Source organism: Actinocrinis sp., assembly GCF_035653575.1.
Taxonomy (GTDB): Bacteria; Actinomycetota; Actinomycetes; order Streptomycetales; family Catenulisporaceae; genus Actinocrinis.
Genome location: NZ_DASRBQ010000007.1, coordinates 1 through 23,298 on the forward strand (window position 1 = coordinate 1; position 23,298 = coordinate 23,298).

Below are 23,298 nucleotides of genomic sequence, written 5' to 3' on the forward strand. Positions count from 1 at the left end.
CGCCCCGCGCTCGTGCACGACGCCCACGCCGAAGGCCCCGAACACGCCTTCGCCCTCAGCCGCCTGGCCGACCCGGCCACGTTGGACGGCACCGTGATCGGGGTCCTGCGCCACACCACCCGCCCCAGCTACGACCAGCAACTGGCCGCGCAACTGACCCAGGCCACCACCGCCCGCGGCCCGGGCGACCTGACCACCCTGCTCACCGGCAACGACACCTGGCAGGTCCCGCCGCGTACATGAGCGAACGAATCATCTGCGGCACCCCTGCTTCGGGAGCGTTTGCCGGAGCGGTATCGGGCCGCTCGTCAGGCGATGCACGCTCTCGGTTACGGCCGAATGCCGACACAGCGGTAACGCAGCAGTCTGACTGTATGGCTCTGATGCGGCCTGGCCGCGGTCCGGCACAGCACTCCGCGCCGCCTCGATCGCGGCGCCTCGGTCTCCGAGGCCCGGGCATCCGACCAGGCCAGCCGCAGCAGCGTGGGCAGCCGGAACCGCCGGCCGCTCCACGGCCAGTCCTCGCCACCGGCCGCCGGGCCGTCGATCAGGGCCGTGTCTTCCACCAGTTGCGCCTCGATCAGGCTGTTGAGCAGGCGCCGCGTGGTGCGCTCGTCGGCGCCGAGCGCCGCCATGGCCTGGGTGAGGTCGAAGCTGGCCGAACCGAGCCGGGCCAACTGCCGCAGCGCTGCGCGCTCCTCGCGGTCCAGCCGCCGGCCGGCCTCCAGCAGGTGGGTGCGCACGTCCAGGCTGCCGATGCTCAGCTCGCCCAGCCGCCACTCCTCGCCGCGCAGCCGCTCGGCCAGCTCCGGCAGGCCCAGCAGCGGGCGCGCGGCCAGGCGTTCCCCGGCCACCCGGATCGCGTACGGGTTCCGGTCGCACAGCTCCGCGAGCTCCAGCGCGGCCTCCGGGTCGCGCAGCACCCGCGGCTCGCCGATGAGCTGCGAGAGCAGCTGGAAGGCGTCGCAGGGGTCGAGCCCGCCCAACCGCACGAGCGCCGCACCGGGCAGTCCGGGCAGCAGCCGCCGGCTTGTGATCAGGGTGCTGCATCCCCGGCCGTTCGGCAGCAGCGGGGCCACCTGCGCGGCCGAGGCCGCGTCGTCCAGCACGATCAGCATTCTGCGATCGGCGGTCCAGCTGCGGAAGCGGCGCGCGGCCGCCTCCAGCGCGGGCGGCGGCTCCTCCGTGGACACCGAGCGCAGGAAGCCCTGCAGCACCGCAAGCGGATCGACCGGCCGCCCCGCATCGCCGTGCAGCGCGGCGAACAACTGCCCGTCGGGGAACTTCTCGCGCAGCCGGTGCGCGGCGAACAGCGCCGTCGCCGTCTTTCCGGTGCCCGGCGCGCCGGCCACCACCACGAGGCCGGGCGAGGCGGTCGCGGGCCGGCGGCGCAGCGCGGCGCCGATGAGCGCCAGGTCGTGCGTGCGGCCGATGATCTGCTCCGGCCCGGGCGGCAGTTCCGCCGGCGGCTCGCGCAGCGGCGGGGGAGCGGCGCCGGGCTCGGGCGCGTTGAGCGACGGCGAGTCCACCAGCACCGCGTGCTGAAGCCGGCGCAGCCGCTCCGAGGGCTCGAGGCCGGTCTGCTCGACCACGACCCGGCGCAGCCGGTCGTAGGCGGCCAGCGACTCGTCCCTGCGGCCCGAGCGGTAGGCGGCGACCATCAGCTGCGCGCAGAACTCCTCGTGCCCGGGATACCGCATCATCAGGGCCTTGAGCTCACCGATCAGTTCCCGATGCCGGCCGAGCCGCAGATCCGCCTCGACCCGCTGCTCCAGCACGCCGCGCCGCGCGTCCTCGAGCCGGCTCGCCTCGGCGGACAGCACCGGGCCAGGCACCAGGTCGGTCAGCGCGTCGCCGCGCCACACCGACAGCGCCTCGCGCAGCGAGGAGGCCGCGTTGCCCACGTCGCCGGCGGCCAGCGCGCTGCGGCCGGTCCTGGCCCGCTGCTCGAACAGCCGCAGGTCCAGCTCGCCGGGCTCAAGCAGGATCCGGTAGCCCTGCGGCCTGGTCTCCAGCAGCTGCCGGATGCCGCCGGTCGGACCGCAGGCCAGCGCCTTGCGCAGCTGGTAGACGTAGGTCTGCACGGTTTTGCGGGCCAGGCGCGGCGGCTCGTCGTCCCAGAGCTCCTCGATCAGCGTGGGGATCGGGACCACCTGGTCCGCGTGCAGCAGCAGGGTGGCGAGCACCCGGCGCGGCATAGCGGCGGGCGGGGTGACGTCGACCTGATCGTCGCGGACCTCGATCGGTCCGAGTACTGCGAACTGCACCGTCCCCACCTCGCGTCCCCGAGGAACCGGCCGCCGTGACTGGTCGGCCAGAAAAAAACCAGCTGTGTGGTTTTTAGCATGGCCAGCCGGGATCGGCAACCCGTTCGAGGGCGCTGCCATCGGGCTTGACTCCGTTTAACCAGGCATTGCGGCAAGCCTGTACTCAAAAACCGCTGGGATGGTATGGTTTACTGTCGACGCAGGCTTCTCTGAAGCCGCAGTCCGTGCGAACGCGTCCAGCGAAGGGCGTGCGTGGAACCGGAAGTGAGCACATGATCAAACAGGAGCGGGCCGAGCGCACTCGGGAAGCGATCATCCGCGCCGCCGCCGCGGTCTTCGAACGCGACGGTTTCACCGCGGCCCCGCTGGGTGAGATCACCCGCCTGGCCACCGTGACCAAGGGAGCGCTCTACTTCCACTTCGCCTCGAAGCGGGACCTCGCGCTCGCCGTGGTCAACGAGGCCGCCGACACGGTGCACTGGCTGCTGGAGCACGCCCGCCGGCGGCAGACCGCAGAGCTGCCGCTGCAGATCCTGATCGACCTGAGCCACGCCCTGGTCGGGCGGCTCGCGGACGACCAGGTCCTGCGCGCGGGACTGCGGCTGGGCACCGACGAGGACCTGCACCCGGGACGCGTCGGCCTGAGTCTGGACTGGGCCGGCGTGGTCGACGAGGTGCTGCGCCGGCCGGGAGCCGCGGACGCCGCGTCGCCGAGTCCTGATCTCGGCACGCTGCCCGCGCAGCGCCCGCCGTCGGACTCAGCCGCGGCAGAACGGCCGAGCCTCGGCAAGGACCCGCTCGCCTGCGTGCTCACGGGCCTCGAGCTGCTCTTCCGCCGCTCGCCGAAGCTGGTCGGGCAGGAGACGCTCACCTCGGTCTGGCGGCTGCTGCTGCCCGGTCTGATCGACTCCGGCGAGGCGGAGCGCTACGAGCCCTCCGGCACCGGCTCCGGCTGAGCGATCGACCGGAACACCGCCGCGTGGTCGCGGGCCCAGGTGCGGAAGCTGGCCGCCGGCCTGCCGGTCACCAGTTCGACGGTGCGCTCGACCTGGCACTTCGCGTTCGCCTCGCGACGGCGCAGGTGCTGCGCCAGCGCGTCGGCGATCGGCCGCGGGTAACGCCGCGTCAGATCCCGGTGCGCCTGCTCCAGCGAGATCTCCTCGAACCACAGCTGCCGCCCCAGTGTCTCAGCGAGCTGCTGTGCCTGCTCTGCGCTGCTGATCGCGGCCGGACCCGTCACCGAGTACGCGCGGCCCTCGTGCCCCGGCTCGGTCAGCGCCCTGACGGCCACCTCGGCCACGTCCCGCGGATCCACGCAGGCCACCCGCGCCGAGCCGAACGGAGCGCGCACCACGCCGTCGACCAGCGACCGGGCCCAGCCCAGGGTGTTCGACATGAAGGAACGCGGCCGCACGAAGGTCCAGAGCAGTCCCGAGGCCTCAAGCCGTCGCTCACAGTCGCGATGCCAGCAGGTGATCAGATCGTCGGCGTCCGCGTCGGTCACCGTCAGCGCCGAAAGCCGCACCACGTGCTTGACGCCGGCCCGCGCGGCCGCCGCAACCAGGTTCTCGTCCTGCTCCGGCCGCAGCGGATCGTTGGTCGCGATGAACGCCCGCTCAGCGCCCTGAAATGCCCGCGCCAATGCCGCCGGGTCGGAGAAATCGGCGGCGGCCGCCTCGACGCCGGGGCCGCGCACGGCGATCCGCTTCGGATCCCGCGCGACCAGTCGCAGCGGGAATCCGGCCGCGGCAAGCCGGCCCGCCACCGCCGCGCCGACTGTTCCCGATGCCCCCGTGACCAGGATCATGATTCAAAGCGTGGAAAGAACACCACCGGATTGCCCTGCGGCAGCAGGCCCTTGAGCAGCAGCTGCCACATCCGCTCCACCCGCTGCATCAGGTCCTTGTGGCCGGAGACCACCTGGGAGACGACCTGCGCCCCGGTGAACGAGGAGACGATGAACTCCGCCATCATCCGCACGTCGACCCCGCGCTCCAGCTCGCCGCGCTCCTGGGCCTGCGCGAGCAGCTGCGAGGTCAGCTCCTGCCACTGGTCGTACGGCAGCGGCATCGGACGGCTGTAGGTGCCCTGCTCGATGATCATCCGCACCCCGGCCTTCACGACCGGGTTGTTCTGGATCAGGTGCGCCCAGCGGAAGGAGATGTCGATGAGCTTCTGCAGCGGCGGGGTGTCCGTCGCCATCACGCTGCCGATCAGCTCGGCGGCGGCCTCCTCCTCGGCGTCGATGATGGCGAAGGCCAGCTCCTCCTTCGAGGTGAAGTGGAAGTAGAGCGCGCCCTTGGTGACCCCGGCGCGGGCGAAGATGTCGGCCATGCTGGTCGCCAGGAAGCCGGCGTCGGCGAAGGCCTCGGCGGCCGCCAGAATGACCGCCTCGCGAGTGCGTACCGCTCGTTCCTGCTGTGCCATGACGTTCCCCGGCCTTCGCGCTGGTTCGAATGGAACTAAAACCACACAGACGGTATCACCGCGGGGTAGTCCCTGTAACGTCCCCTGGAGAACTGCCTGCTACCACAGACGATAGCTCGCTTTGCCCCAGTCCGACCAGGGCTGTGAAGGCAAACTCGACCCTTGCCGACTAAACAATCCTACTGGTAGGTTTGTTTGGTATCGACGCCAGCCAGGGCGTCCTCGGGGAGGGCTCCTGCAATGATCGGTTCACTGCAAGACGCGCACAAACCGGCACCGGGCTCGACACGCTCCACTTCCTTCACCGCAACCACCGCGACCACCGACACCGCCGCGCAGGCGGCTCCGGAGGCCGTGGCCGGTTCAGCCGCCGCCACGGCGTCCAACTTCTTCGAACAGCCGGTCCCGCGCCGCTTCGTACACCGCGCCTCGGTAGCCGAGGTGCTGCTCACCGGGTTCGCGAAGGACGGTCGGCCGGACACGTTTCTGCTCGCTGCCCAGTGGCCCCGCGGTCACAGTTTCTACCGCACCGCCCGTGGTGTCCACGATCCGCTGCTGTTCGCCGAGACGGTGCGCCAGGCGGGGTTGCTCATCAGCCACGTCGGCTACAAGGCACCGCTCGCGCACGCGGCCCTGATGCGCAACCTCAGCTACGAGGTGACCGCGGCTGGACTCGTCTGCGCGGGCACGCCGACGGACCTGATCCTTTCCGCGATCTGCACGGACGTGCGCTTTCGCAAGGACGTGCTGCTCGGCTTCCAAATCACCACGGTGCTGCGCCGCGGCTTGGAACTCGAGCCCGTCGGCATCGGCCGTGGCGAACTCCAGTGCATATCACCGGCTGCATATCGCAGGCTGCGCGGCGGCGCGGGGGCCGTCTCGCCGCCCGCCGATCCAGCCCCACTGCCCGAGCCGGTTTCTCCCGCCCTCGTCGGCAAGGACGCCCGCGCCGACGTCGTGCTCAGCCGCACCGATGCCGACGACACTTGGCTCCTCAGGTGCGACACCGCGCACCCGGTGCTCTTCGACCACCCGGTCGACCACGTACCCGGTATGGCCTTGATCGAGGCGATGCGTCAGGCCGCGCACTGCATGCTCTATCCGCAACGCACTGTGATGGTCCGTCTCAAGGCCACATTCGAACGTTACGTCGAACTCAGCGAGCCGACCTCGGTGCGTGCGATCATCGAGGATACGGAGGCTGACGGTTCGGTACGCGTGCGAGTCGAACTGACCCAGTCGGACCGACAGGTGGCCGTCGGTTGGTGTTCCTGCCGCAGCTTCGTCTGACGAATGCGGCTCCTGATCCGGTAACAGATGCGTTCCGGTGACTGCGATTTGATTCTCGCCCCGACGGCTTTGCCGAGTCCGCTGCGGCTCGGCAATCCGCCGGGGCGAGCGGCTTCTCAGGTCCGGATGCCGAACTTCGACAGCCGCCGATCGGCCAGCGGAGTACCGCCGGTCTGGCAGGTCGGGCAGTACTGCAGCGCGGAATCGGAAAAGCTGACCTCGCGGATGGTGTCCCCGCAGACCGGGCAGGCCTCGCCGGTACGCCGGTGCACCCGCAGGCCGGTCTTCTTCTCCTCCTTGAGCGTCGCGGCGCGCTGGCCGACCGAGCGCTTAACCGCGTCGCTGAGCACCGTGCGGATCGCCGCGTGCAGCCGCTCCACCTCCTCCGGAGTGAAGCTCGACGTCAGCTTGAAGGGGGAGAGCTTCGCGGTGTGCAGGATCTCGTCGCTGTACGCGTTACCGATGCCGGCGATCGTGGTCTGCTCAGTCAGCAGGCCCTTGATCTGCTTGCGCCGATCGGCCAGCAGCGCCGCGAGCGTGGCGACGTCCAGTTCAGGGTCGAGTGCGTCAGGCCCCAGCCGCGCGATGCCCGGCACTTCCATCGGGTCCTGCACCACGTACACCGCCAGCCGCTTCTGCGTGCCGGCCTCGGTCAGATCCCAGCCGCATTCGCCCTCCAGATGCACGCGCAGTGCGAGCGGCCCCCTGCCCGGCTTCGCCGGCGTGGTCGGCATCGTGTCGCGCCACTGCAGCCATCCGCCCCGCGACAGGTGGCACACCAGGTACCTCTCGCCGATCTTCACCGCGAGGAACTTGCCGTGCCGCTCGGCGCCGCGCACCGTGGCGCCGGCCAGCGCGGAGATCGGCGGGTCGAAGGTCTTGAGCGCGGAGAACGCGACCACGTCGATGCGCTGGACCGCGAGCCCGCTGGCGCGCTCGGTCAGGAACGAGGCCAGCGCGGTGACTTCCGGAAGCTCAGGCACCCGTCCAGTCTGCGCGCCCCGTGCGACCCGGTCCACTCCTGCGCGGCGGCCGCGCTGCGGGCGGGTCGAGTACGTCGGCCGGGCGCGGAACAATCAGAGTCCGACCACCGGATTGCGAGAACCATGAGCCAGACGCCCGAGACCAAGCAGCGGACCCTCGACGTGGGTGACGCCGTCCTCGCCTGCGAAGAGGTCGGCCACGGCCGTGCCGTCGTGTACGCGCACGGCTTGAGTCTCAGCCGCGTGAACGACCCGCAGTACACACTCAACGACTGGTCGCCCATCGTTGCCTCCGGCCGTCGCCTGATCCGCTACGACGCGCGCGGCCACGGCGAGTCCACCGGCCGGCCCCAGTTCACCGACTACATCTGGTCGCGCCTCGCCGGTGACCTTCTCGCCGTCGCGGACCGGCTCGCCGGGCCGGAGCCGGTGGACGCGATGGGTGCGTCCATGGGCTGCGGCACGTTGCTCTACGCGGCTCTCGAACGGCCAGAGCGCTTCGGCCGCCTGGTTCTGGTCATCCCGCCGACCGCCTGGGACACCCGCGTCGCGCTCGCGGAGGCGAATCGGACGATCGCAGACTTGGTGGAGAGCCGTGGCCTGGACTTCGTTCTTGAGGTGACCAAGGACGTGCCGCCGCCTCCGGTGCACGCCGATGACCCGCACCCGCTGCCGCCCCCGGCCATCCCCGAGCGCCTCTATCCGCATGTGATGCGCGGTTCGGCGGCCTCGGATCTGCCGGACCCGGAAATCCTGCGTACCCTGACTCACCCGACGCTGATCCTGGCCTGGGCTGGGGATGAGGGCCATCCGGTCTCGACCGCGCAGCGGCTGCGCGAGGTGATGCCGAACTCCAGCCTGCACGTCTCGCCGGACCGCGCGGACGTGCAGACTTGGGGTGATCGGGCCGCCGACTTCCTCAGCGGCTGAGGCGTGCTCGAGCGTCCTTCGGTGATCTGTTCGAAAGTTTCTGTGGCCCGCTCGAACGCGGGTGCGTGACGTGACCCGGCGGCGCGGCCGGGGTCACGCCTCGGGCGGCGGCGCCGTGCTGCTGCGCTCTACCAGCCGGGTGGCCAGATCCGCGCGCAGCGCGTTCGGCCGCTTGCCCCGGCTCAGGTCGATCACCAGCCGGGCCGCCGCCTCGGCCATCTCGGTCAGCGGCTGGCGCACCGTGGTCAGCGGCGGTCCTATCCACCGGGTGATCGGCAGGTCGTCGAAGCCGACGACGCTCAGGTCCCGCGGAATGACCAGGCCCAGTTCCCGCGCCGCCTCGTACAGGCCGAGCGCTTGCAGGTCGTTCCCGGTGAAGATGGCGGTGGGCCGCTCGCGCATCCGCAGCAGCTCCAGACCGAGCGAGTAGCCGGACTCGTGGTGGAAGTCGCCTTCCCGGATCAACTGCGGATCGATCGGCAGGCCGGCGGTGTCCATCGCGGCGCGGTAGCCGTCAATCCTGGCCCGGCTGCACATCATCCGGCCCGGACCGCCGATCACGCCGATGCGCCGGTGGCCAAGCTCGATCAGATGCCGGGTCGCCGCCAGCCCGCCGTGCCAGTTGGTCGCGCCCACCGAGGGCACGTCCTCGCCGGGGTCGCCGGCCGGGTCCATCACCACGAACGGGATGTCGCGACTGGTCAGCTGGGCGCGCTGGCCCGGATCGAGGTTGCTGAGCACCAGGATCACGCCGGTCGGCCGCCGCGCCAGCACCCCGTCCACCCAGGTCTGCCCGGGGCTTAGCCGCCCGGCCGACTCGGAGAGCACGACGTGCAGGCCGGTGTCGCGGGCCACGTTCTCCACCCCGCGGATGACTTCCATCGCCCACGGGCTCTCCAGCTCGTGGAAGACCAGGTCCAGCAGCGCGGACGGCTGCCCGCTGCCGCGCCGCCGGCTGTATCCGTGCTGGCGCAGCAACTCCTCGACGCGCACCCGCGTGGAGGGCGCGACGTCGGCGCGTCCGTTGAGCACCTTCGAAACTGTCGGAGTCGACACTCCGGCCGCTCGGGCGATTTCGGCCAGGGTCGCCGCACCGTCGCCGGACGGTCCCCCCTGCTGTGACGTGACCTCTGCTGGGCTCATGGCAGGCATGGTAACGCCAATGCACCTTGGCGGAACCGCCCGCCCCCGAAGGCGAGGGCCGGACGCCCTCTTGTGGCCCGTCGTAAATCGGCAATAATATTCGAGCGAGGTTCCGAAATGTTCGGCAACGAACCGGAAACTCGCAGAACCGGCACCGAAAGAGCCCAGTGCCCGAGACGAGGCCCCGACCCGCACGTCGATCAGCCTCACGGCCTCCGGGCCGCACCGTATCGCGGTCCCGCCGACCGGGTCCCGGTCGGCCGGCTCGATGCAGCCGCACTCTGCATCGAGCCGACCGGCCGGCAGCACCCGATCTGCCTCGCTTTGGTCCGCGCACGCGCCGCGACTCGGCGGCGAAACCCCGCTGACCTGCCTCTTACTGCGTTCGCACGCTCTGCGCGATCAGCTTGTTGAGTGTCGCGTAATCGAGCGGCGCGCTGATCGCCTCGTACGTCCCTGTCGTGAAAGCTTCACGAGTGGCCCGCTGCACGAGCCCGTACGCCGCGGAGGCGATCGACGAGCCGAGGCTGACGCGGGCGACGCCGAGGGCGGCGAGTTCCGGGATCGGGGGAGCGCCGGGTCCGGTCAGCACGTTGAGCGGAGCCTCGATGCCGTCCGCGAGCGCCGCGACGGTCTTCGGGTCCACGACGCCGGGCACGAACACGCCACTCGCTCCGGCGGCCACGTAAGCCGCCGCGCGCTCGAGGGTCGCCTCCAGCCGTTCGTCCGGGTCGCCGACGGAAAGCAGGTAGGTGTCGAGGCGGGCGTTGATGAAGAGCCGCACGCCTGCCGCCTCGGCCGCCTGTCGCGCCGCCGCGATCCGCCGTGTCTGATCCGCGACGGCACGCAGCGGGCCGTCCTCGCTCGGAACGTGCAGCGCGTCCTCGATGTTGACGCCGACCGCGCCCGCGGCCAGCACGCCGCGGACCGTCTCGGCGACGTCGGCCGGGGTCGCGCCGAAGCCTTCCTCGATGTCGGCGGTGACGGGCACGTGCACCGCCCGCGCGACCCGGGCGATCAGCGCCAGCGCGCTCTCGCGGTCGAGACGGTCGCCGTCCGGGGCGCCGAGGCTCCACGCGACTCCGGCGCTCGTCGTCGCGACCGCCTTGGCTCCCGTGTCTTGCACGACGCACGCGCTGGCCACGTCCCAGGCGTTCGCCAGAATCACCGGCTCGCCGCGCCGGTGCAGCGCGTGGAACTGCTCTGCTTTGTCGTTGATCGTCGTCATACGGGCAGTCCATCAGCCGGACGCTTCGGCGTCCAACGAAAAACGGACGGCGACGTCCCGCAGCGCATCGCCGATAACGTGCGCGGCCGCGCCGGTCCCGGGACCCGGCGCGGCCGCACTTGGTCGCAAACGGAGGATCAGAACGACTCGCGGCGGGCGGCCTTCTCCCGCAGCAGGCGCGGCGGACGGAATCGCTCGCCGTACAGGTCGGCCAGGTAGTCGGCCCGCGCGGTGAACTCCTCGACGCCGTACCCGTTGACGAACTGCACGGTGCCGCCGGTCCACACCGGGTACCCGATGCCGAAGATCGAGCCCAGATTCGCGTCCCGGATCGAGGTGAGCACGTTCTCCTCCAGGCAGCGGATCGTCTCCACCGCCTGGATGAACAGCAGCCGGTCGCGCAGGTCCTGTTCGCTTACGCCGCCGCCGTCCGGCCTGCCGTAGCGCTCCGCCAGGCCGGGCCACAGCCGTTTGGGGCCGTCCGCCGGATAGTCGTAGAACCCTGCGCCGCCGGCCTTGCCGGGCCGCTCGTGGTCGCGCACGAGTTCTTCGATGACGCGGAAGGCCGGGTCGTTCTCCAGTTCCTTGATCCTGGCCGCCGTCTCAGGGTCCTCTGACGCCTCGCTGAGATCGGCGAGGGTCTGGTCGCGCACCTTGAGGGAGAGGGTGAGGCTCACCTCGTCGTGCACGGCCAGCGGTCCGACCGGCAGGCCGGCCTTCTTCGCCACGTTCTCGATCAGCGCCGCGGGCACGCCCTCAGCCAGCAACCTGACGCCCTCGCTGATGTACGTGCCGAAGGTGCGCGAGGTGTAGAAGCCGCGCGAGTCGTTGACCACGATCGGGGTCTTGCCGATCTGCAGCACGTAGTCGTAGGCCCGCGCGAGGGTCGCGTCCGAGGTCTTCGCGCCGCGGATGATCTCGACCAGCTTCATCTTCGGCACCGGGGAGAAGAAGTGCAGCCCGATGAAGCGGCCCTGATCCGGCACCGCCTCGGCCAGGCCGGTGATCGGCAGCGTGGAGGTGTTCGACGCGATCACCGCATCCGGACGGGCGGCGGCCTGCGCGGCGGCGTTGACCTCGTTCTTCACCGAGCGCTGCTCGAATACGGCCTCGATGACCAGGTCGCAGCCCGCGAGGTCGGCGTAGTCGGTCGTGGCCGCGATCCGGGAGAGCACGGCGTCGCGCTGCTGCGCGTTCAGCCGGCCCTTGGCGACCTGCGCGTCGAGCTGCTTGGCGACCGTGGCCTTACCCTTCTCAGCCGCCTCGGCGCTGACATCCTTGAGTACGACATCGATCCCTGCGACCGCCGTGACCTGCGCGATGCCCGCGCCCATCATCCCCGCGCCGAGCACGCCCACCTTCGCGGTCCGGTGCTTCTCGTGACCGGACGGCCGCGAGCCGCCTGCCTTGACCTCGTTGAGCTGGAAGAAGAACGTGCTGATCAGGTTCTTCGCGATCTGCCCGGTGGCCAGCTCGGTGAAGTACCTGCCCTCGACCGCCAGCGCGGTGTCGAAGTCCAGCAGCGCTCCCTCGACCATCACGGCCAGCGCCTTCTCCGGCGCCGGCATCGTGCCGTGGGTCTGCTTGCGCAGCGCCCCGGTCGCGGCGGCCAGCAGGCTGTACGAGTTCGGATCCATCGGCTTGAGATCCTTGACGCCGACGGCACCGGGCTTGGCGTCCCACGGCTGTGCGGCATCCGGGTGCTCCAGCACCCAAGCGCGGGCCTTCGCCATCAGCTCGTCGGCGTCTGATGCGAGCTCGTCGGCCCATCCCGCCTTCAGCGCGGCCGCCGGGCGCAGCTGCTTGCCCTCGACGATGAGCGGCATCGCCGCCTGAACGCCCATCATGCGTACCGTGCGCACCACGCCGCCCGCGCCAGGGATCAACCCGAGCGTGACCTCGGGGAAGCCGAGCCGGACGTCGTCGCGGTCGAGCACGACGCGGTGGTGGCAGGCCAGCGCGATCTCAAGGCCGCCGCCGAGCGCGCTGCCGTTCACGGCGGCCGCCACCGGCCGGCCGAGCCGCTCAAGCCGCCGCTGCAGCGACTTGACCACTTCGACCTCGCGCGCGAACTCTCCCGCGTCGGCCTTGGTCACCCGCACCAGCTCGCGCAAGTCGGCGCCCGCGAAGAACGTCTTCTTCGCCGAGGTCACGATCACGCCGCGGATCGAGTCGCGTTCCGCCTCGAGCCGGCCGACGACCGTGGCGAAGTCCGCCCGGAAGGCAGCGCTCATCACGTTGACCGGGCCGTCCTGGTCGATCGTCAGCGTGACGATGTCCTCGGCGTCGCGGGAGTAGCGGATCCCCGCGGCCTCCTGCGCGATTTCGCCGTCCGCAGCGCTGTTCGCCTCGTTCCGCTCGGCGTCGTCCTGGGTCTCAGTGTTCTGGCTCACAGTCACACCCGCTCGATGATCGTCGCCACGCCCATACCGCCGCCGACGCACAGCGTCGCCAGCCCCCGCCGCAGGTCGCGGCGCTCAAGCTCGTCCAGCAGGGTGCCCAGGATCATCGCCCCGGTCGCGCCGAGCGGATGCCCGAGCGCGATCGCGCCGCCGTTGACGTTGACCCGCTCCTCGTCCACGCCGAGATCCCGGCAGAACTTCATCACCACGGCCGCGAACGCCTCGTTCACTTCGAACAGGTCGATGTCGTCGACCGCGAGCCCGGCCCGGTCCAGCGCCTTGCGCGCCGAGGGCGCCGGGCCGGTGAGCATGATCGTCGGCTCCGTGCCGATCGAGGCGGTCGCCACGATGCGGGCCCGCGGTTTGAGCCCGAGCCGGCGCCCCGCCTCGCGGCTGCCGATCAGTACCGCCGCCGCGCCGTCCACGATCTGCGAGGAGTTGCCCGCGTGGTGCACGTGGTCGATCCGCTCCACCTGCGGGTAGCGGTCGATCGCCACCGAGTCGAAGCCGAACTCCCCGGGCAGGGTGAACGAGGGCTTGAGCGCGGCGAGACCGGCCAGCGTGGTCTCCGGGCGGATCGTCTCGTCCGCCGCGAGCAGCACCGTGCCGTTCTGGTCCACGACCGGCAGGATGGAGCGCTCGAAGTAGCCTTTGTCCTGCGCGTTGGCGGCCTTCTCCTGGCTGCGCACCGCGAAGCCGTCGACCTGCGCGCGGCTGAAGCCCTCCAGGGTCGCGATCAGGTCGGCGGACACGCCCTGCGGGACGAAGCTCACCGCGAACGCGGTCTCCGGGTCCGCCATCCAGGCGCCGCCGTCCGAACCGATCGGCACCCGCGACATGGACTCGACCCCGCCGGCCACCACCAGGTCCTCGAAGCCCGAGGCGACCTTCGCGGCGGCCATGTTCACCGCTTCAAGGCCCGAGGCGCAGAACCGGTTGAGCTGCACCCCCGCCACGCTCTGGTCCCAGCCCGCGGCCAGCACCGCGATCCGCGCGATGTCGGAGCCCTGCTCGCCGACCGGGGACACGACGCCGAACACCACGTCGTCGACGGCGGAGGTGTCCAAGTGGGTGCGGTCGGCCAGCCCTCGCAACAGCCCCGAGGCGAGGGACACCGGCTTCACACTGTGCAACGACCCGCGCTTGCCTTTACCGCGCGGTGTGCGTACCGCATCGAAGATCAGTGCATCGGTCATACCTGTCACGGTAGGCGCGGTGGCCTACAAAAACGCATGACCCAGCCGCTCAGTGTTCCTGACCGCAGCGGATGCTTTAGCGCTTCTAGAGGTCCGGTCGTCCGCACGTCAGCGGCAGACGGCAGAGGGCAGGGGGAGAGCGCAGCGGGTCACAGGGGCGCGGCGGCGTCGGGACGCGTCCCCTGATAGGAGCCCTGATACGTACGCGGCGTCGCGCCCGTCCAGCGGCGGAAGGCCCGGTGGAACGCGCTCGGTTCGGAGAATCCGAGGCGCTCGGACAGCTCCTCGATCGAGGTATCCCCGCGCACCAGCGCAGAGACCGCCACATCCCGCCGCAGCTGATCGCGCACCCGCTGGAAGCTGGTCTGCTCGGCCGCCAGCTTGCGGCGCAGCGTCTGCGGGCTGATGGCCAGCCGGGCCGCGATCTGCTCCGGGCCCGGCAGCACCGCGGGCTCGCCGAGCGCCTGGTTCAGCAGCCGCCTGACTTGCGCCGAGATCTCCTGCCCGTAGTCCATCCGGGCGAGGATGTCCCAGGGCGCGCGCCGCAGGAACGCCCGCAGCGCCGCCTCATCTTGCACGACCGGCTGGTCCAGCAGCGCCCGATCGAAGCTGACCGCGGTGACCGGGGCGTCGAACCGGCAGGTCGTGCCGTACAGCAGGCCGTACTCGAGCGCGTGCGGCGGCGCGGGATAGCCGAGTTCGACTTCGTGCAGCCCGATCCGGCGGCGGATCAGCCACGAGGCCGAGCGGTGCCAGACGATGAGCAGCGACTCCGCGGCGAACCGGTCCGGGTCGTCGTAGTCGGACAGATCGAACTCCACCCGCGCGACCGCGTCGCGCTCGGACAGCGAAAAGCGCGGCCCGGCCGGGAACAGCCGGTAGAACCGGTCGGCGCGGCGGACGGCGGTGCGCAGATCCGGGCTGCAATGCACCACGGCGTGCGCCATCATCGCGAAGGTGCCGACCCGCAGCGGCCCCGAGCACAGTCCGAGTAGTTCATCGTCGAGCGCGGCCCACAGCGCCTTGGTCAACGCGACGAACTGCGCGGCGGGGACCCGGCCATTCCCGTCGGCCAGCACCTCAGGCTCGATTCCGGCGCGCTCAAGCAGCGGCGCCACGTCCACACCCCGTCGCCGCGCTCCGACCAACGCCGCGCGAACGTGATGTGCGGCAGCCCACCGGGTGAAACCCATCGGCTCGAGGGCGCCGTTCTCCCGCGTAGCGTGCTCACCGCTCACGGATCGAATCGTACGTAATCAGCATCGGTTGCCGCCCAAATGCGCCCTCTAAGCTCGCAGCATGACGACTGGCCTGACCGGCCCGCTGGCCGAAATCCGCGTCCTGGAATTCGCCTCCCTCGCCCCGGCCCCCTTCGCCTGCACGCTGCTTTCCGACCTCGGCGCCGACGTTCTGCGCATCACGAACCCGGCCGACCGGGGACTGACCGCCGAACCGCATCCCGGCGACCCGCTCGACCGCGGTCGGTCCGTCGCCGCGCTCGACCTCAAGCGCCCGCGGGACGTCGAGACCGCGCTCGAGCTGGCCGCAGGCGCCGACGTGCTGGTAGAGGGCTTCCGTCCCGGGGTGATGGAGCGGCTCGGCCTCGGCCCTGACGACTGCCTGAAGCGCAACCCGCGGCTGATCTACGCGCGGATGACCGGCTGGGGACAAGACGGGCCGCTGGCATCGCGCGCGGGCCACGACATCAACTACCTGGCGATCGCCGGCGCGCTGGAACCGCTCGGACCGTTCGACGGGCCGCCGTCGCCGCCGCTGAACTACGTGGCGGACTTCGGCGGGGGAGGGATGCTGCTCGCGGTCGGCGTCCTGGCAGCGCTGGTGGAACGCGAGCGGTCAGGACGCGGACAGGTCGTGGACGCGGCGATGACCGACGGCGCGGCGATGCTCACCGGCATCCTGCACGGCCTGCGGGCCCGCGGCCTCTGGCAGGAGCGCCGCGGAGAGAACCTGCTCGACGGATCAGCACCCTTCTACGCGACCTACACGTGTGCCGACAGCCGGTTCGTGGCGGTCGGCGCGGTGGAGCCGCAGTTCTACGCACAGCTCGTGGACCGCTTGGGGCTGGCGGACCGCATCGATCCGGCCCGGCAGCTCGATCGCACGACGTGGGGGGAAATGCGGCGCCTCTTCACGCAAGCCTTCGCGTCGCGAGCACGTGACGAGTGGGCGGAGGAGTTCGCCGGAACCGACGCCTGCGTGACGCCGGTGTTGACGCCCTGGGAGGCGTCCGGACATCCGCACAACATCGCGCGCGGGACCTTCACGAAGGTGGCCGGGCACGTTCAGCCCGCTCCCGCGCCGCGCTTCTCACGGACGCCGGCCGCGGACCCGCCAACCCCGCCGCACCAAGTCGCCCGGCTCGACGACTACTGGCCCGCTACGGGAGCTTCCGGCTCGCCCTCGATCCAGTAAAGCTGTTTGTGCCCGCCGGCCTCGAGCCGCGCGATCACGCGCTCGGCCTCCTCGCGGGTCGGGTGGCGGCCGACGAGGTACCGATTGCCGTTGTCGTCCTGGCGGATAACGCGCCACGGCTGGTCGAGATCCGGCTCGGTCAACGTCGTGAGCCTCAGTCCTTGCGGCCGGTCACGGCGATCCCGACGCCGAGGCCCACCATCGCCAGCCCTCCGGCTCCGCCGACCATCGCGAGCCGGCGCGGCGAGCGGGCGAACCAGTCGCGCGCGGTCCCGGCGGCAAGGCCCCAGCTGCTGTCGCAGATCAGCGCCATGGTCGAGAACATCGTCGCGAACAGGATCATCTGCAGCGGCACGGCGCCGCGCGCCCGGTCGACGAACTGCGGCAGGATCGCGCCGAAGAACACCGCGGCCTTCGGGTTGGTCAGCCCCACCAACACGCCCTGCCGAGCGGCGCGCAGACCGGTAACCGGTTTGCCCGATCGCGCTCCCGGCCGGCCGGCCCCATCGCCGCGCTCGTCTTCCGCCGTGCCCTCGACCGATTCCGCGCCTTTCTCTGCGCCTTCCCGCAGGCTCGTGCCGAGCGCGTGCCGGTGCCGGTACGCCCTGACGCCGAGGAAGACCAGATATGCGGCACCGATCAGCTTCAGCGCCGCGTAGACCACCGCCGACCGCTCGACTAGCGTGCCGAGTCCGAGCGAGACCAGGATCGCTTGCACGTACGCGCCGAAGGTTCCGCCTGCCGCCGTCGAGACCGCCGTCCGCCTGCCATATGCGAGCGCGCGCCCGACGACGAACAGCACCTGAGGGCCGGGCGCCAGGATGATGACGATCGCCGTCAGTAGGAACGGCAGGATGCGGTCGGCTGCTATCACGCCGCCATGCTAAGACCGGCCCGCCGTTTCACCGCCACGGTTTTTTTCCTGCCCGCGATGTCAGGGTTCGTCGGGCGCCCCGACGTCGACTTCCGCGTCCGGTTCCGGCTCGGTGCGCAACTCGCGCACCACCGACCAGCCAATCGACACGACCGGGACTGCCACCACCGCTCCGAGCAGTCCCGCCGCGATGGTGCCGGCGATCACCGAGACGGCGACCACCACCGGGTGCAGACGTACCGCCCAGCCCATCACCAGCGGCTGCAGCACGTGCCCCTCGATCTGGCCGAACACCACGATCAGCACCAGCACGATGATCGCGGTCACCACGCCGCGCCCGGCTAGGGCCACCACCGTGGCCACCGCCATCGCCACTGGCGAACCGACCAACGGGACGAACGAGGCGAAGAATTCCAGCAGCGTGAGCGGCAGCGCGAGCGGCACCTTCAGGATGTACAGCGAGATCCCGACCATCACCGCGTTGGTCGCCGCCACGATGATCACACCGCGCGTGTAGCCGGAGAAGGTGCTCCACGCCGCGCGCCCGGCCCGGTCCCAGGTCGAGCCCGTATCGCCGGGCAGCTGGACGGTGAACCAGCGCCACATCTGCTCACCGGAATGCGTGAAGAAGATCGAGCAGAACACCGCCAGCGCGAGCACGGTCAGGATTTCCACCGCGCGGCTCGCCCCGCTCAGCGCCTGGTTGATCAGCGTAGAGCGGTGGCTGGAGATGAAGGAGCTGACCTTGCCTTGCAGGTCGGTCAGCGCGGAGGGGTTGACGTGGAACGGCGAGCCCTCCAGCCAGCGCTCGATCCGGTCCAGGCCGCCGCTGAACTCGTGGCCGAGGTTGCTGCTCTCGTTCGCCACCGTCGTGCCCACGAGCGTGAAGATTCCGCCGATGACCGCGATGCTGCCGACCATCGAGACCAGTACTGCCAGCGAGCGGGGCACCCAGCGCGACATGATGTTGACCGAGGGCCGCAGCAGCGCGGTGAACACAAGGGCGAGGAACACCGCGACCCCGACCAGCTGGAACCGCAACAACAGCAGGTACGCGAAGTAGACGGCCGCGCCGATGACCAGTATCCGCCACGAGTACGCCGCGGCCAGTCGAAATCGCAGGTTGACCAGGGCGTCCGCGTTGTTCTCCGCCAGCGCCCGCTGCCTGGCCAGATTCCGGGTGCCGGCCAGCGCGCCGGTCGAGCGCGACTTGGCCGACGCGGTGCCGGAGACCCGGCCGTTGGCACTGGACGCGCTGTTTTTCGGGGCGGCGCTCTTGGTGGAGCTCGAACGCGTCGCGGAGCCCGAGTTGGCGGCGCCTTGGGCAGTGCCCTTCGCCGCGCCGCGGGAGTCCGCCGGATCGGAGCCGTCGCCACGGCGCGGGCGAAGAGGCCGGCTACTCACCTGCGCACCGCCACATCCCCACTCGCCTCGCCCGCTCGGACCGCCCCGACCGTTTCAAAGCAGGTATCCCGGCCGGTACTGTTCAAACGCCCTGCGGGCCCGGTCGGCGGGCCGGCCGGAGGCACGGATATCAGGGCGCTCGTTCATAGCGCAACACATTGATCCGTCGGCCCCATGTCTCCAGGATAGCCAGCGGCCGTGCTCTCCGGCGTGAACGCGCGATTTGTCGTACCGGCGTCGGTCGCCGTATACCAGCCGTCTACCAGCCGACCGGATCGCCCGCGATCTGCTCGGCGTAGAGTTTCCGGAGCCCCGCGAGCGCGTCCTCGGGCAAGTCGCCGTCCGCGGCTCGAAGGCTCGTCTCCAGTTGCGCGATGCTCTTCGTGCCCGGAATCACCGTCGCGACGCCCGAGTTGGCGAGCACGAACCGCAGCGCCGTCTGCACCGGCGTCCAGCCCTCCGGCACCAGTTCGAGGAACCGGGCGGTCAGCGCGGCGCGCCGCTGCAGCTGCTCGGGGGTCCAGCGGGCGCGCACGTCGGAGAAGACCGAGTTGGCGTCGTACTTCCCGGCGAGCCAACCGGACTCGAGCGCCACCTTCACCACGCTGCCGACTCCGGCGGACCCGGCGCGCTCGATCGCCTCCCACGGCTCCTGGTGGAAGACGGAAAGGTAGACCTCCAGCGCCTTGCTCCGCGTCGTCTCCAGCACGGTGTCGATCTCGTCAGGCCAGTCCAGCGACGCGCCGTACGCCCGGATCAGCCCTTCCCGCTTGAGATCTTCGAGCAGCTCGTAGTGCGGTGTGCGCCGGCCGTCGTACAGCTCCGGCGGCGGGCTGTGGATCAACAGGATGTCGATCACGTCCGTCTGCAGCTGCCGCAGACTGCGTTCCACCGAGCCGCGCAGGGATTCGGGGGCGAAGTCCGGGCCCTGCGGCGTGTGCCCGAACTTGGTGCACACCACCACCTCGTCCCGGTGCCCGCGCAGCCCGCGGCCGAGCAACTCGCCGCTGCGACCGGCCGCGTAGTTCGGCGCCGTGTCGAAGAAGGTCACCCCGGCGTCGAGCGCCGCGCCGATGATGGCCAGCGACTCCTGCTCGTCCGGCCCGTTCCAGTCCTTCGCGTTGCCCAACTGCCAGGCGCCGAGCCCGACCTCACTGACCGTCAGCCCCGTCGTGCCGAACTCGCGATACCTCATGCCCGTCGTCCTTCCTCGCTCGGCTCCCCGGCTTGCGACCCGCCTTGATCCGATCCGCCTTGATCCGCGCCGCGCTGATCCGGCCCCTGGCCATCGCGCAGCGCGAGGACGCCCTCGTAGTACTGGATCTTGTGGCGGATCGCCTCCAGCTTCGTGCGCAGCGCCTCGATCTCCGCCTCGACCCGATGCCCGTGCGCCGCGAGCAGCTCCACCCGCTCAGGCACGGTGTGCTCGCCGTCGCGGCACAGCTCGGCGAATTGGCGCATCCGCTCGACCGGCATGCCGGTATCGCGCAGGCAGGAGACGAAGTCGAGCCAGCCGACGTCCTCCTCCCGGTACCTCCGCCGGCCGCCGACCGATCGCTCCACCGGCTCGATCAGGCCGAGCCGCTCGTAGTAACGCAGGGTGTCGACGCTGAAACCGGTGCGTGCCGACACCTCGCCAACTGAATAGGTCGTCGTGCTCATGCACAGCAGTCTGCGACCTGGAGCGCGCTCCAGGTCAAGCAGAACACCGCGCCTACCGACGTCCTACGCGCTAAGGCACCGAATGGTGTCTTAGCCGATTCACTGAGTCGCGGCCTGCGCCGTTACCCGACCCCAGGACGCGGAAATGCCTCGGCGGCGACCAGACCGTCACGCACCGCTTCGCGCTGTACCGCGTGGATGGTGCGTCCATGCAGATCCGATATCCGCTCCCAGCCGAAGCCCGAGCCGACCTCCTCGGCCAGCCGGGCCCGCTCATCCTGCGACCAGCGCGTGTGCGAGTTCGGGTACTGCTTGCGCCGGGAGCGCAGCCACTCGCCGAAGGTCGGCCGGTCCACGAACCAGGTCAGCGCGCTGAAATAGCGCCGGTCCAGCCGGAAGACCACCTCGTCGGCGCACAGGAAGACCAGGTTCTCCTCGTCCACCGCCACCCGGTCGGCGCGCAGCACCAGCTCACCCTCGGTCAGCGACACTCCGCGCGGACCATTCGTCTCCTGGGGCGCGGTCAGCCGAACCCGCACCCAGCCCGCCTTCTTCGCGGCTGCCCGCCCGCCGTCCTCGAAGCCCTTGTCGGTCACGGAATTACCTCTCCCCGGTGGTTCCGTCGCTGACTTCTGATACCTACCCTCCACCGCTTCGAACAAACGTTCCTGGCGACGAAAAAATGGCTTCTGGCCTGCGGAAATCAACGTGCGGAGAGTCCGTTGAGCAACAGCTTCCATAAGGCTTCGAACGTTGCCTCGGGGGGCTCGGTCAGCCAGTCGGCGGCGTGCGCCGGGTGATGCAGCCGGGTGGTCGCGGCCCAGACGGCGCGCGCCACCTGCGCCGGATCGCCGGGCGCGAATTCACCCCGTTCCATACCGTCCGCGACGATCCGTGCGACCAGCGCGTTCAGCTCCTCGACGTGCTCGACGGTCACGGCTCGAGCATCCGCGGAGACCAGCCCGTACGCGGCGAACAGATCCGGGTCGGTGCGCGCCTTCTCGTGCTTGAACCCCATGAGCGTGAGCAGGAAACGCCGCAGCCGTTCCGCGGCCGGCCCGTCCTCCGCGGCGATCGCGGCCAGCGGCGGGTTCATCCTGGAGAGCCAGCGCCCGAGCACCGCGTCCAGCAGATCGGCCTTCGACGCGAAATGCCGGTACACCGTGCCGTGGCTCACGCCCAGCGCCCGCGCGACGTCCACCACGGTGGTCTTGCCGGGGCCGAACCGCCGCAGCGTGTCCTCCGCCGCGTCCAGTACCCGATCCCGGGTCAACGTTTCCGCCGCCATCGCTGCGGGCCTCCTCCTCGTCCCGCCGCGACCGCACGAGGGTCGCGGCGGGGCATCAGACATCCTCGCGGCCTGTCCGCCGCGCTCACTTCTCGCTGTCGAGCATCGCCATCTGCGCCGCAGCGTACCGGTCGCCGCTGGCCGCCCCGGCCGGAACCGCGGCCTCGATCGCGGCGAGTTCGGCCTGCGTCAGCTGGACGTCCAGCGCGCCGAGCGCCTCGGTCAGCCGCTCCCGGCGCCGGGCGCCGACCAGCGGCACGATCAGCTCGTCCTGCGCGGCGACCCACGCGATCGCCAGCTGGGCCACGGTCGCGCCCTTGTCCGCGGCGACCTTGCGCAGCGCCTCGACCAGCGCCAGGTTCCGCTCCAGGCTCTCGCCCTGGAAGCGCGGCGAGTGCGCGCGGAAGTCGGTCGGGTCCGTCGGGCGGGTGGCGGACCAGTGCCCGGACAGCAGACCGCGGGACAGGACGCCGTACGCCGTGATGCCGATGCCCAGCTCGCGCACCGTCGGCAGGATCTCCGCCTCGATGCCGCGAGAGAACAGCGAGTACTCGATCTGCAGGTCCGCGATCGGATGCACGGCGTGCGCGCGCCGGATCGTGTCCGCGCCGACCTCCGAGAGGCCGACGTGCCGCACGTACCCGGCGTCGATCATCTCCTTGATCGCGCCGACCGTATCCTCGATCGGCACATTCGGGTCGAGCCGTGCCGGGCGATAGACGTCGATGTAGTCGGTGCCGAGTCGGCGCAGCGAGTAGGAGAGCCAGGTCTTGACGGCGTTCGGGCGGGCGTCGTAGCCGAGCCACGAACCGTCCGGAGCGCGCTGGGCGCCGAACTTCACGCTGATCAGGAAGTCTTCGCGGTTGCGCCCGCGCACCGCTTCGCGCAGCAGCAGCTCGTTGTCGCCCATGCCGTAGAAGTCGCCGGTGTCCAGCAGGGTCACCCCGGCGTCCAGGGCGGCGTGGACGGTGGCGATCGACTCGGCGTCGTCGGCGGCGCCGTACAGCGCAGACATGCCCATCATGCCGAGGCCGAGCTCGGAGGACTGCGGGCCGGTGGTTCCCAGTTGACGCTTGTTCATGTCATCACTCCCGCTCCGGGACGCGCTCTTGCGCGCCTTACACTGACACCGTACAGCTATTGAATGACAGATTTCAAATTTTGTCAGTAGCTTCGGGCCTGGAACGCGCAGAACCCCACAACCCGAAGGCTGCGGGGTTCCGGTTCGGCTTAGAACGCCGTGGTGGCAGTGCGCGAGTCCTCCGCAGACGTCTCCGGGGACTCACTCACCAGCCTCAGTTCGAGGGCCGCCGGGCCGCACGGTCGCGGTCCTGGCCGGGACGCCCGCCGAACTGCCGGCGGTCTCCCTGCTGGCCGTACCGGTCGTCGCGCTGTCCGGGCTTGCCATCCTGGCGGAAGGAGCCCGTGCCGCGGTTGCGGTCGAAGCCGCCGCGCTCGTCGCGTCCGCGGTCCCGGAAACCGTGGCCGCCGGTTCCGCGACCCTCGAAGCCACGCCGCTCGAACCGCTGGTCTCGGCCGCCGCGCTCGGTGAAGTCGCGTCCCTCCTGGCGCCCCTGGAAGCCGCGCCCCTCCGACCCGCGCCCTTCCGGGCCACGTCCCTCGGCACCGCGTCCTTCGAAGCCGCCGCGCTGCCCGTCGCGACCCTCGAAGCGCCGGTTCTCAGAGCGCTGCTCGTCGTTGCCGAAGCCACGCTGCGGGCGGGCACCATCGAACCCGCGCTGCGGACGGCCGCCGTCGAATCCGCGGTCGC

21 protein-coding genes and 2 pseudogenes are annotated in these 23,298 nt (G+C 70.8%); 5 read left to right on the forward strand and 18 right to left on the reverse strand.

Annotation, left to right across the window (positions count from 1 at the left end):
• A pseudogene (locus VFA06_RS01080) lies at positions 1-243 on the forward strand (2-oxoacid:ferredoxin oxidoreductase subunit beta); the annotation flags it as partial.
• 86 nt (positions 244-329) lie between these two features.
• Here VFA06_RS01080 and VFA06_RS01085 read toward each other — a convergent pair.
• Entirely contained in the window at positions 330-2,267 is a 1,938-nt protein-coding gene (locus VFA06_RS01085; RefSeq protein ID WP_324838426.1) for an AfsR/SARP family transcriptional regulator, read from the reverse strand.
• A 272-nt stretch (positions 2,268-2,539) separates the two neighbouring features.
• Between VFA06_RS01085 and VFA06_RS01090 the strand changes: the two genes are divergently transcribed.
• A complete protein-coding gene (locus VFA06_RS01090; protein ID WP_324838427.1) occupies positions 2,540-3,223 on the forward strand; it encodes a helix-turn-helix domain-containing protein in 684 nt (227 codons plus the stop codon).
• Here the strand turns inward: VFA06_RS01090 and VFA06_RS01095 are convergent.
• Both VFA06_RS01095 and VFA06_RS01100 read right to left on the reverse strand, forming a co-directional pair.
• Positions 3,193-4,074 (reverse strand): NAD(P)H-binding protein, encoded by an 882-nt coding sequence (locus VFA06_RS01095; protein WP_324838428.1) that lies wholly within the window; start codon positions 4,072-4,074, stop codon positions 3,193-3,195. The two genes, VFA06_RS01090 and VFA06_RS01095, sit on opposite strands and share 31 nt — an antisense overlap.
• A complete protein-coding gene (locus tag VFA06_RS01100; protein ID WP_324838429.1) occupies positions 4,071-4,694 on the reverse strand; it encodes a ScbR family autoregulator-binding transcription factor in 624 nt (207 codons plus the stop codon). Before VFA06_RS01100 ends, VFA06_RS01095 begins: the two co-directional genes overlap by 4 nt.
• Before the next feature lie 240 nt (positions 4,695-4,934).
• Here VFA06_RS01100 and VFA06_RS01105 point away from each other — a divergent pair, with 240 nt between their 5' ends.
• Positions 4,935-5,984: a ScbA/BarX family gamma-butyrolactone biosynthesis protein gene (locus VFA06_RS01105; RefSeq protein WP_324838430.1), complete on the forward strand. Its 1,050-nt coding sequence runs from the start codon at positions 4,935-4,937 to the stop codon at positions 5,982-5,984.
• 116 nt (positions 5,985-6,100) lie between these two features.
• On the opposite strand, the gene VFA06_RS01110 is transcribed toward VFA06_RS01105, so the two are convergent.
• The gene (locus VFA06_RS01110) at positions 6,101-6,967 is read right to left on the reverse strand and encodes an Fpg/Nei family DNA glycosylase (protein WP_324838431.1); all 867 of its coding nucleotides are present in this window, start codon (positions 6,965-6,967) and stop codon (positions 6,101-6,103) included.
• A 123-nt stretch (positions 6,968-7,090) separates the two neighbouring features.
• Here VFA06_RS01110 and VFA06_RS01115 point away from each other — a divergent pair, with 123 nt between their 5' ends.
• The gene (locus tag VFA06_RS01115; RefSeq protein ID WP_324838432.1) at positions 7,091-7,897 is read left to right on the forward strand and encodes an alpha/beta hydrolase; all 807 of its coding nucleotides are present in this window, start codon (positions 7,091-7,093) and stop codon (positions 7,895-7,897) included.
• A gap of 93 nt (positions 7,898-7,990) precedes the next feature.
• Here VFA06_RS01115 and VFA06_RS01120 read toward each other — a convergent pair whose 3' ends face one another.
• The 5 genes from VFA06_RS01120 to VFA06_RS01140 all read right to left on the reverse strand — a co-directional run bounded on the left by VFA06_RS01120 (position 7,991) and on the right by VFA06_RS01140 (position 15,104).
• Complete coding sequence (locus VFA06_RS01120) at positions 7,991-9,040, reverse strand: LacI family DNA-binding transcriptional regulator (RefSeq protein WP_324838433.1); 1,050 nt, start codon at positions 9,038-9,040, stop codon at positions 7,991-7,993.
• A gap of 376 nt (positions 9,041-9,416) precedes the next feature.
• Complete coding sequence (locus VFA06_RS01125; RefSeq protein WP_324838434.1) at positions 9,417-10,268, reverse strand: isocitrate lyase/phosphoenolpyruvate mutase family protein; 852 nt, start codon at positions 10,266-10,268, stop codon at positions 9,417-9,419.
• 137 nt (positions 10,269-10,405) lie between these two features.
• Complete coding sequence (locus tag VFA06_RS01130; protein WP_349260004.1) at positions 10,406-12,592, reverse strand: 3-hydroxyacyl-CoA dehydrogenase NAD-binding domain-containing protein; 2,187 nt, start codon at positions 12,590-12,592, stop codon at positions 10,406-10,408.
• A gap of 71 nt (positions 12,593-12,663) precedes the next feature.
• Positions 12,664-13,866 (reverse strand): acetyl-CoA C-acetyltransferase, encoded by a 1,203-nt coding sequence (locus tag VFA06_RS01135; protein WP_324838436.1) that lies wholly within the window; start codon positions 13,864-13,866, stop codon positions 12,664-12,666.
• A 149-nt stretch (positions 13,867-14,015) separates the two neighbouring features.
• Complete coding sequence (locus VFA06_RS01140) at positions 14,016-15,104, reverse strand: AraC family transcriptional regulator (RefSeq protein ID WP_324838437.1); 1,089 nt, start codon at positions 15,102-15,104, stop codon at positions 14,016-14,018.
• A gap of 61 nt (positions 15,105-15,165) precedes the next feature.
• On the opposite strand from VFA06_RS01140, the gene VFA06_RS01145 reads away from it, so the two are divergent.
• On the forward strand, positions 15,166-16,299 hold the full coding sequence (locus tag VFA06_RS01145; protein WP_324838438.1) for a CaiB/BaiF CoA-transferase family protein: 1,134 nt from the start codon (positions 15,166-15,168) through the stop codon (positions 16,297-16,299).
• Here the strand turns inward: VFA06_RS01145 and VFA06_RS01150 are convergent.
• The 9 genes and pseudogenes from VFA06_RS01150 to VFA06_RS01190 form a co-directional block, all read right to left on the reverse strand.
• Entirely contained in the window at positions 16,254-16,442 is a 189-nt protein-coding gene (locus VFA06_RS01150) for an SPOR domain-containing protein (RefSeq protein WP_324838439.1), read from the reverse strand. The two genes, VFA06_RS01145 and VFA06_RS01150, sit on opposite strands and share 46 nt — an antisense overlap.
• 11 nt (positions 16,443-16,453) lie before the next feature.
• Complete coding sequence (locus VFA06_RS01155; RefSeq protein ID WP_324838440.1) at positions 16,454-17,173, reverse strand: LysE family translocator; 720 nt, start codon at positions 17,171-17,173, stop codon at positions 16,454-16,456.
• A 60-nt stretch (positions 17,174-17,233) separates the two neighbouring features.
• Positions 17,234-18,577 carry an AI-2E family transporter gene (locus tag VFA06_RS01160; RefSeq protein WP_324838441.1) on the reverse strand — a complete coding sequence of 448 codons (1,344 nt, stop codon included), beginning with the start codon at positions 18,575-18,577 and terminating at the stop codon, positions 17,234-17,236.
• 259 nt (positions 18,578-18,836) lie between these two features.
• Positions 18,837-19,772, reverse strand: coding sequence for an aldo/keto reductase (locus VFA06_RS01165; protein WP_324838442.1), 936 nt, complete (start codon positions 19,770-19,772; stop codon positions 18,837-18,839).
• On the reverse strand, positions 19,769-20,239 hold the full coding sequence (locus VFA06_RS01170; protein WP_324838444.1) for a MerR family transcriptional regulator: 471 nt from the start codon (positions 20,237-20,239) through the stop codon (positions 19,769-19,771). The genes VFA06_RS01165 and VFA06_RS01170 overlap by 4 nt, the downstream gene beginning before the upstream one ends.
• 122 nt (positions 20,240-20,361) lie before the next feature.
• Positions 20,362-20,835: a hypothetical protein gene (locus tag VFA06_RS01175; RefSeq protein WP_324838445.1), complete on the reverse strand. Its 474-nt coding sequence runs from the start codon at positions 20,833-20,835 to the stop codon at positions 20,362-20,364.
• A 107-nt stretch (positions 20,836-20,942) separates the two neighbouring features.
• Entirely contained in the window at positions 20,943-21,527 is a 585-nt protein-coding gene (locus VFA06_RS01180; protein WP_324838446.1) for a TetR family transcriptional regulator, read from the reverse strand.
• An 85-nt stretch (positions 21,528-21,612) separates the two neighbouring features.
• Positions 21,613-22,608 carry an aldo/keto reductase gene (locus tag VFA06_RS01185; protein ID WP_324838447.1) on the reverse strand — a complete coding sequence of 332 codons (996 nt, stop codon included), beginning with the start codon at positions 22,606-22,608 and terminating at the stop codon, positions 21,613-21,615.
• 214 nt (positions 22,609-22,822) lie between these two features.
• Positions 22,823-23,298, reverse strand: a pseudogene (locus VFA06_RS01190) (hypothetical protein); the annotation flags it as partial.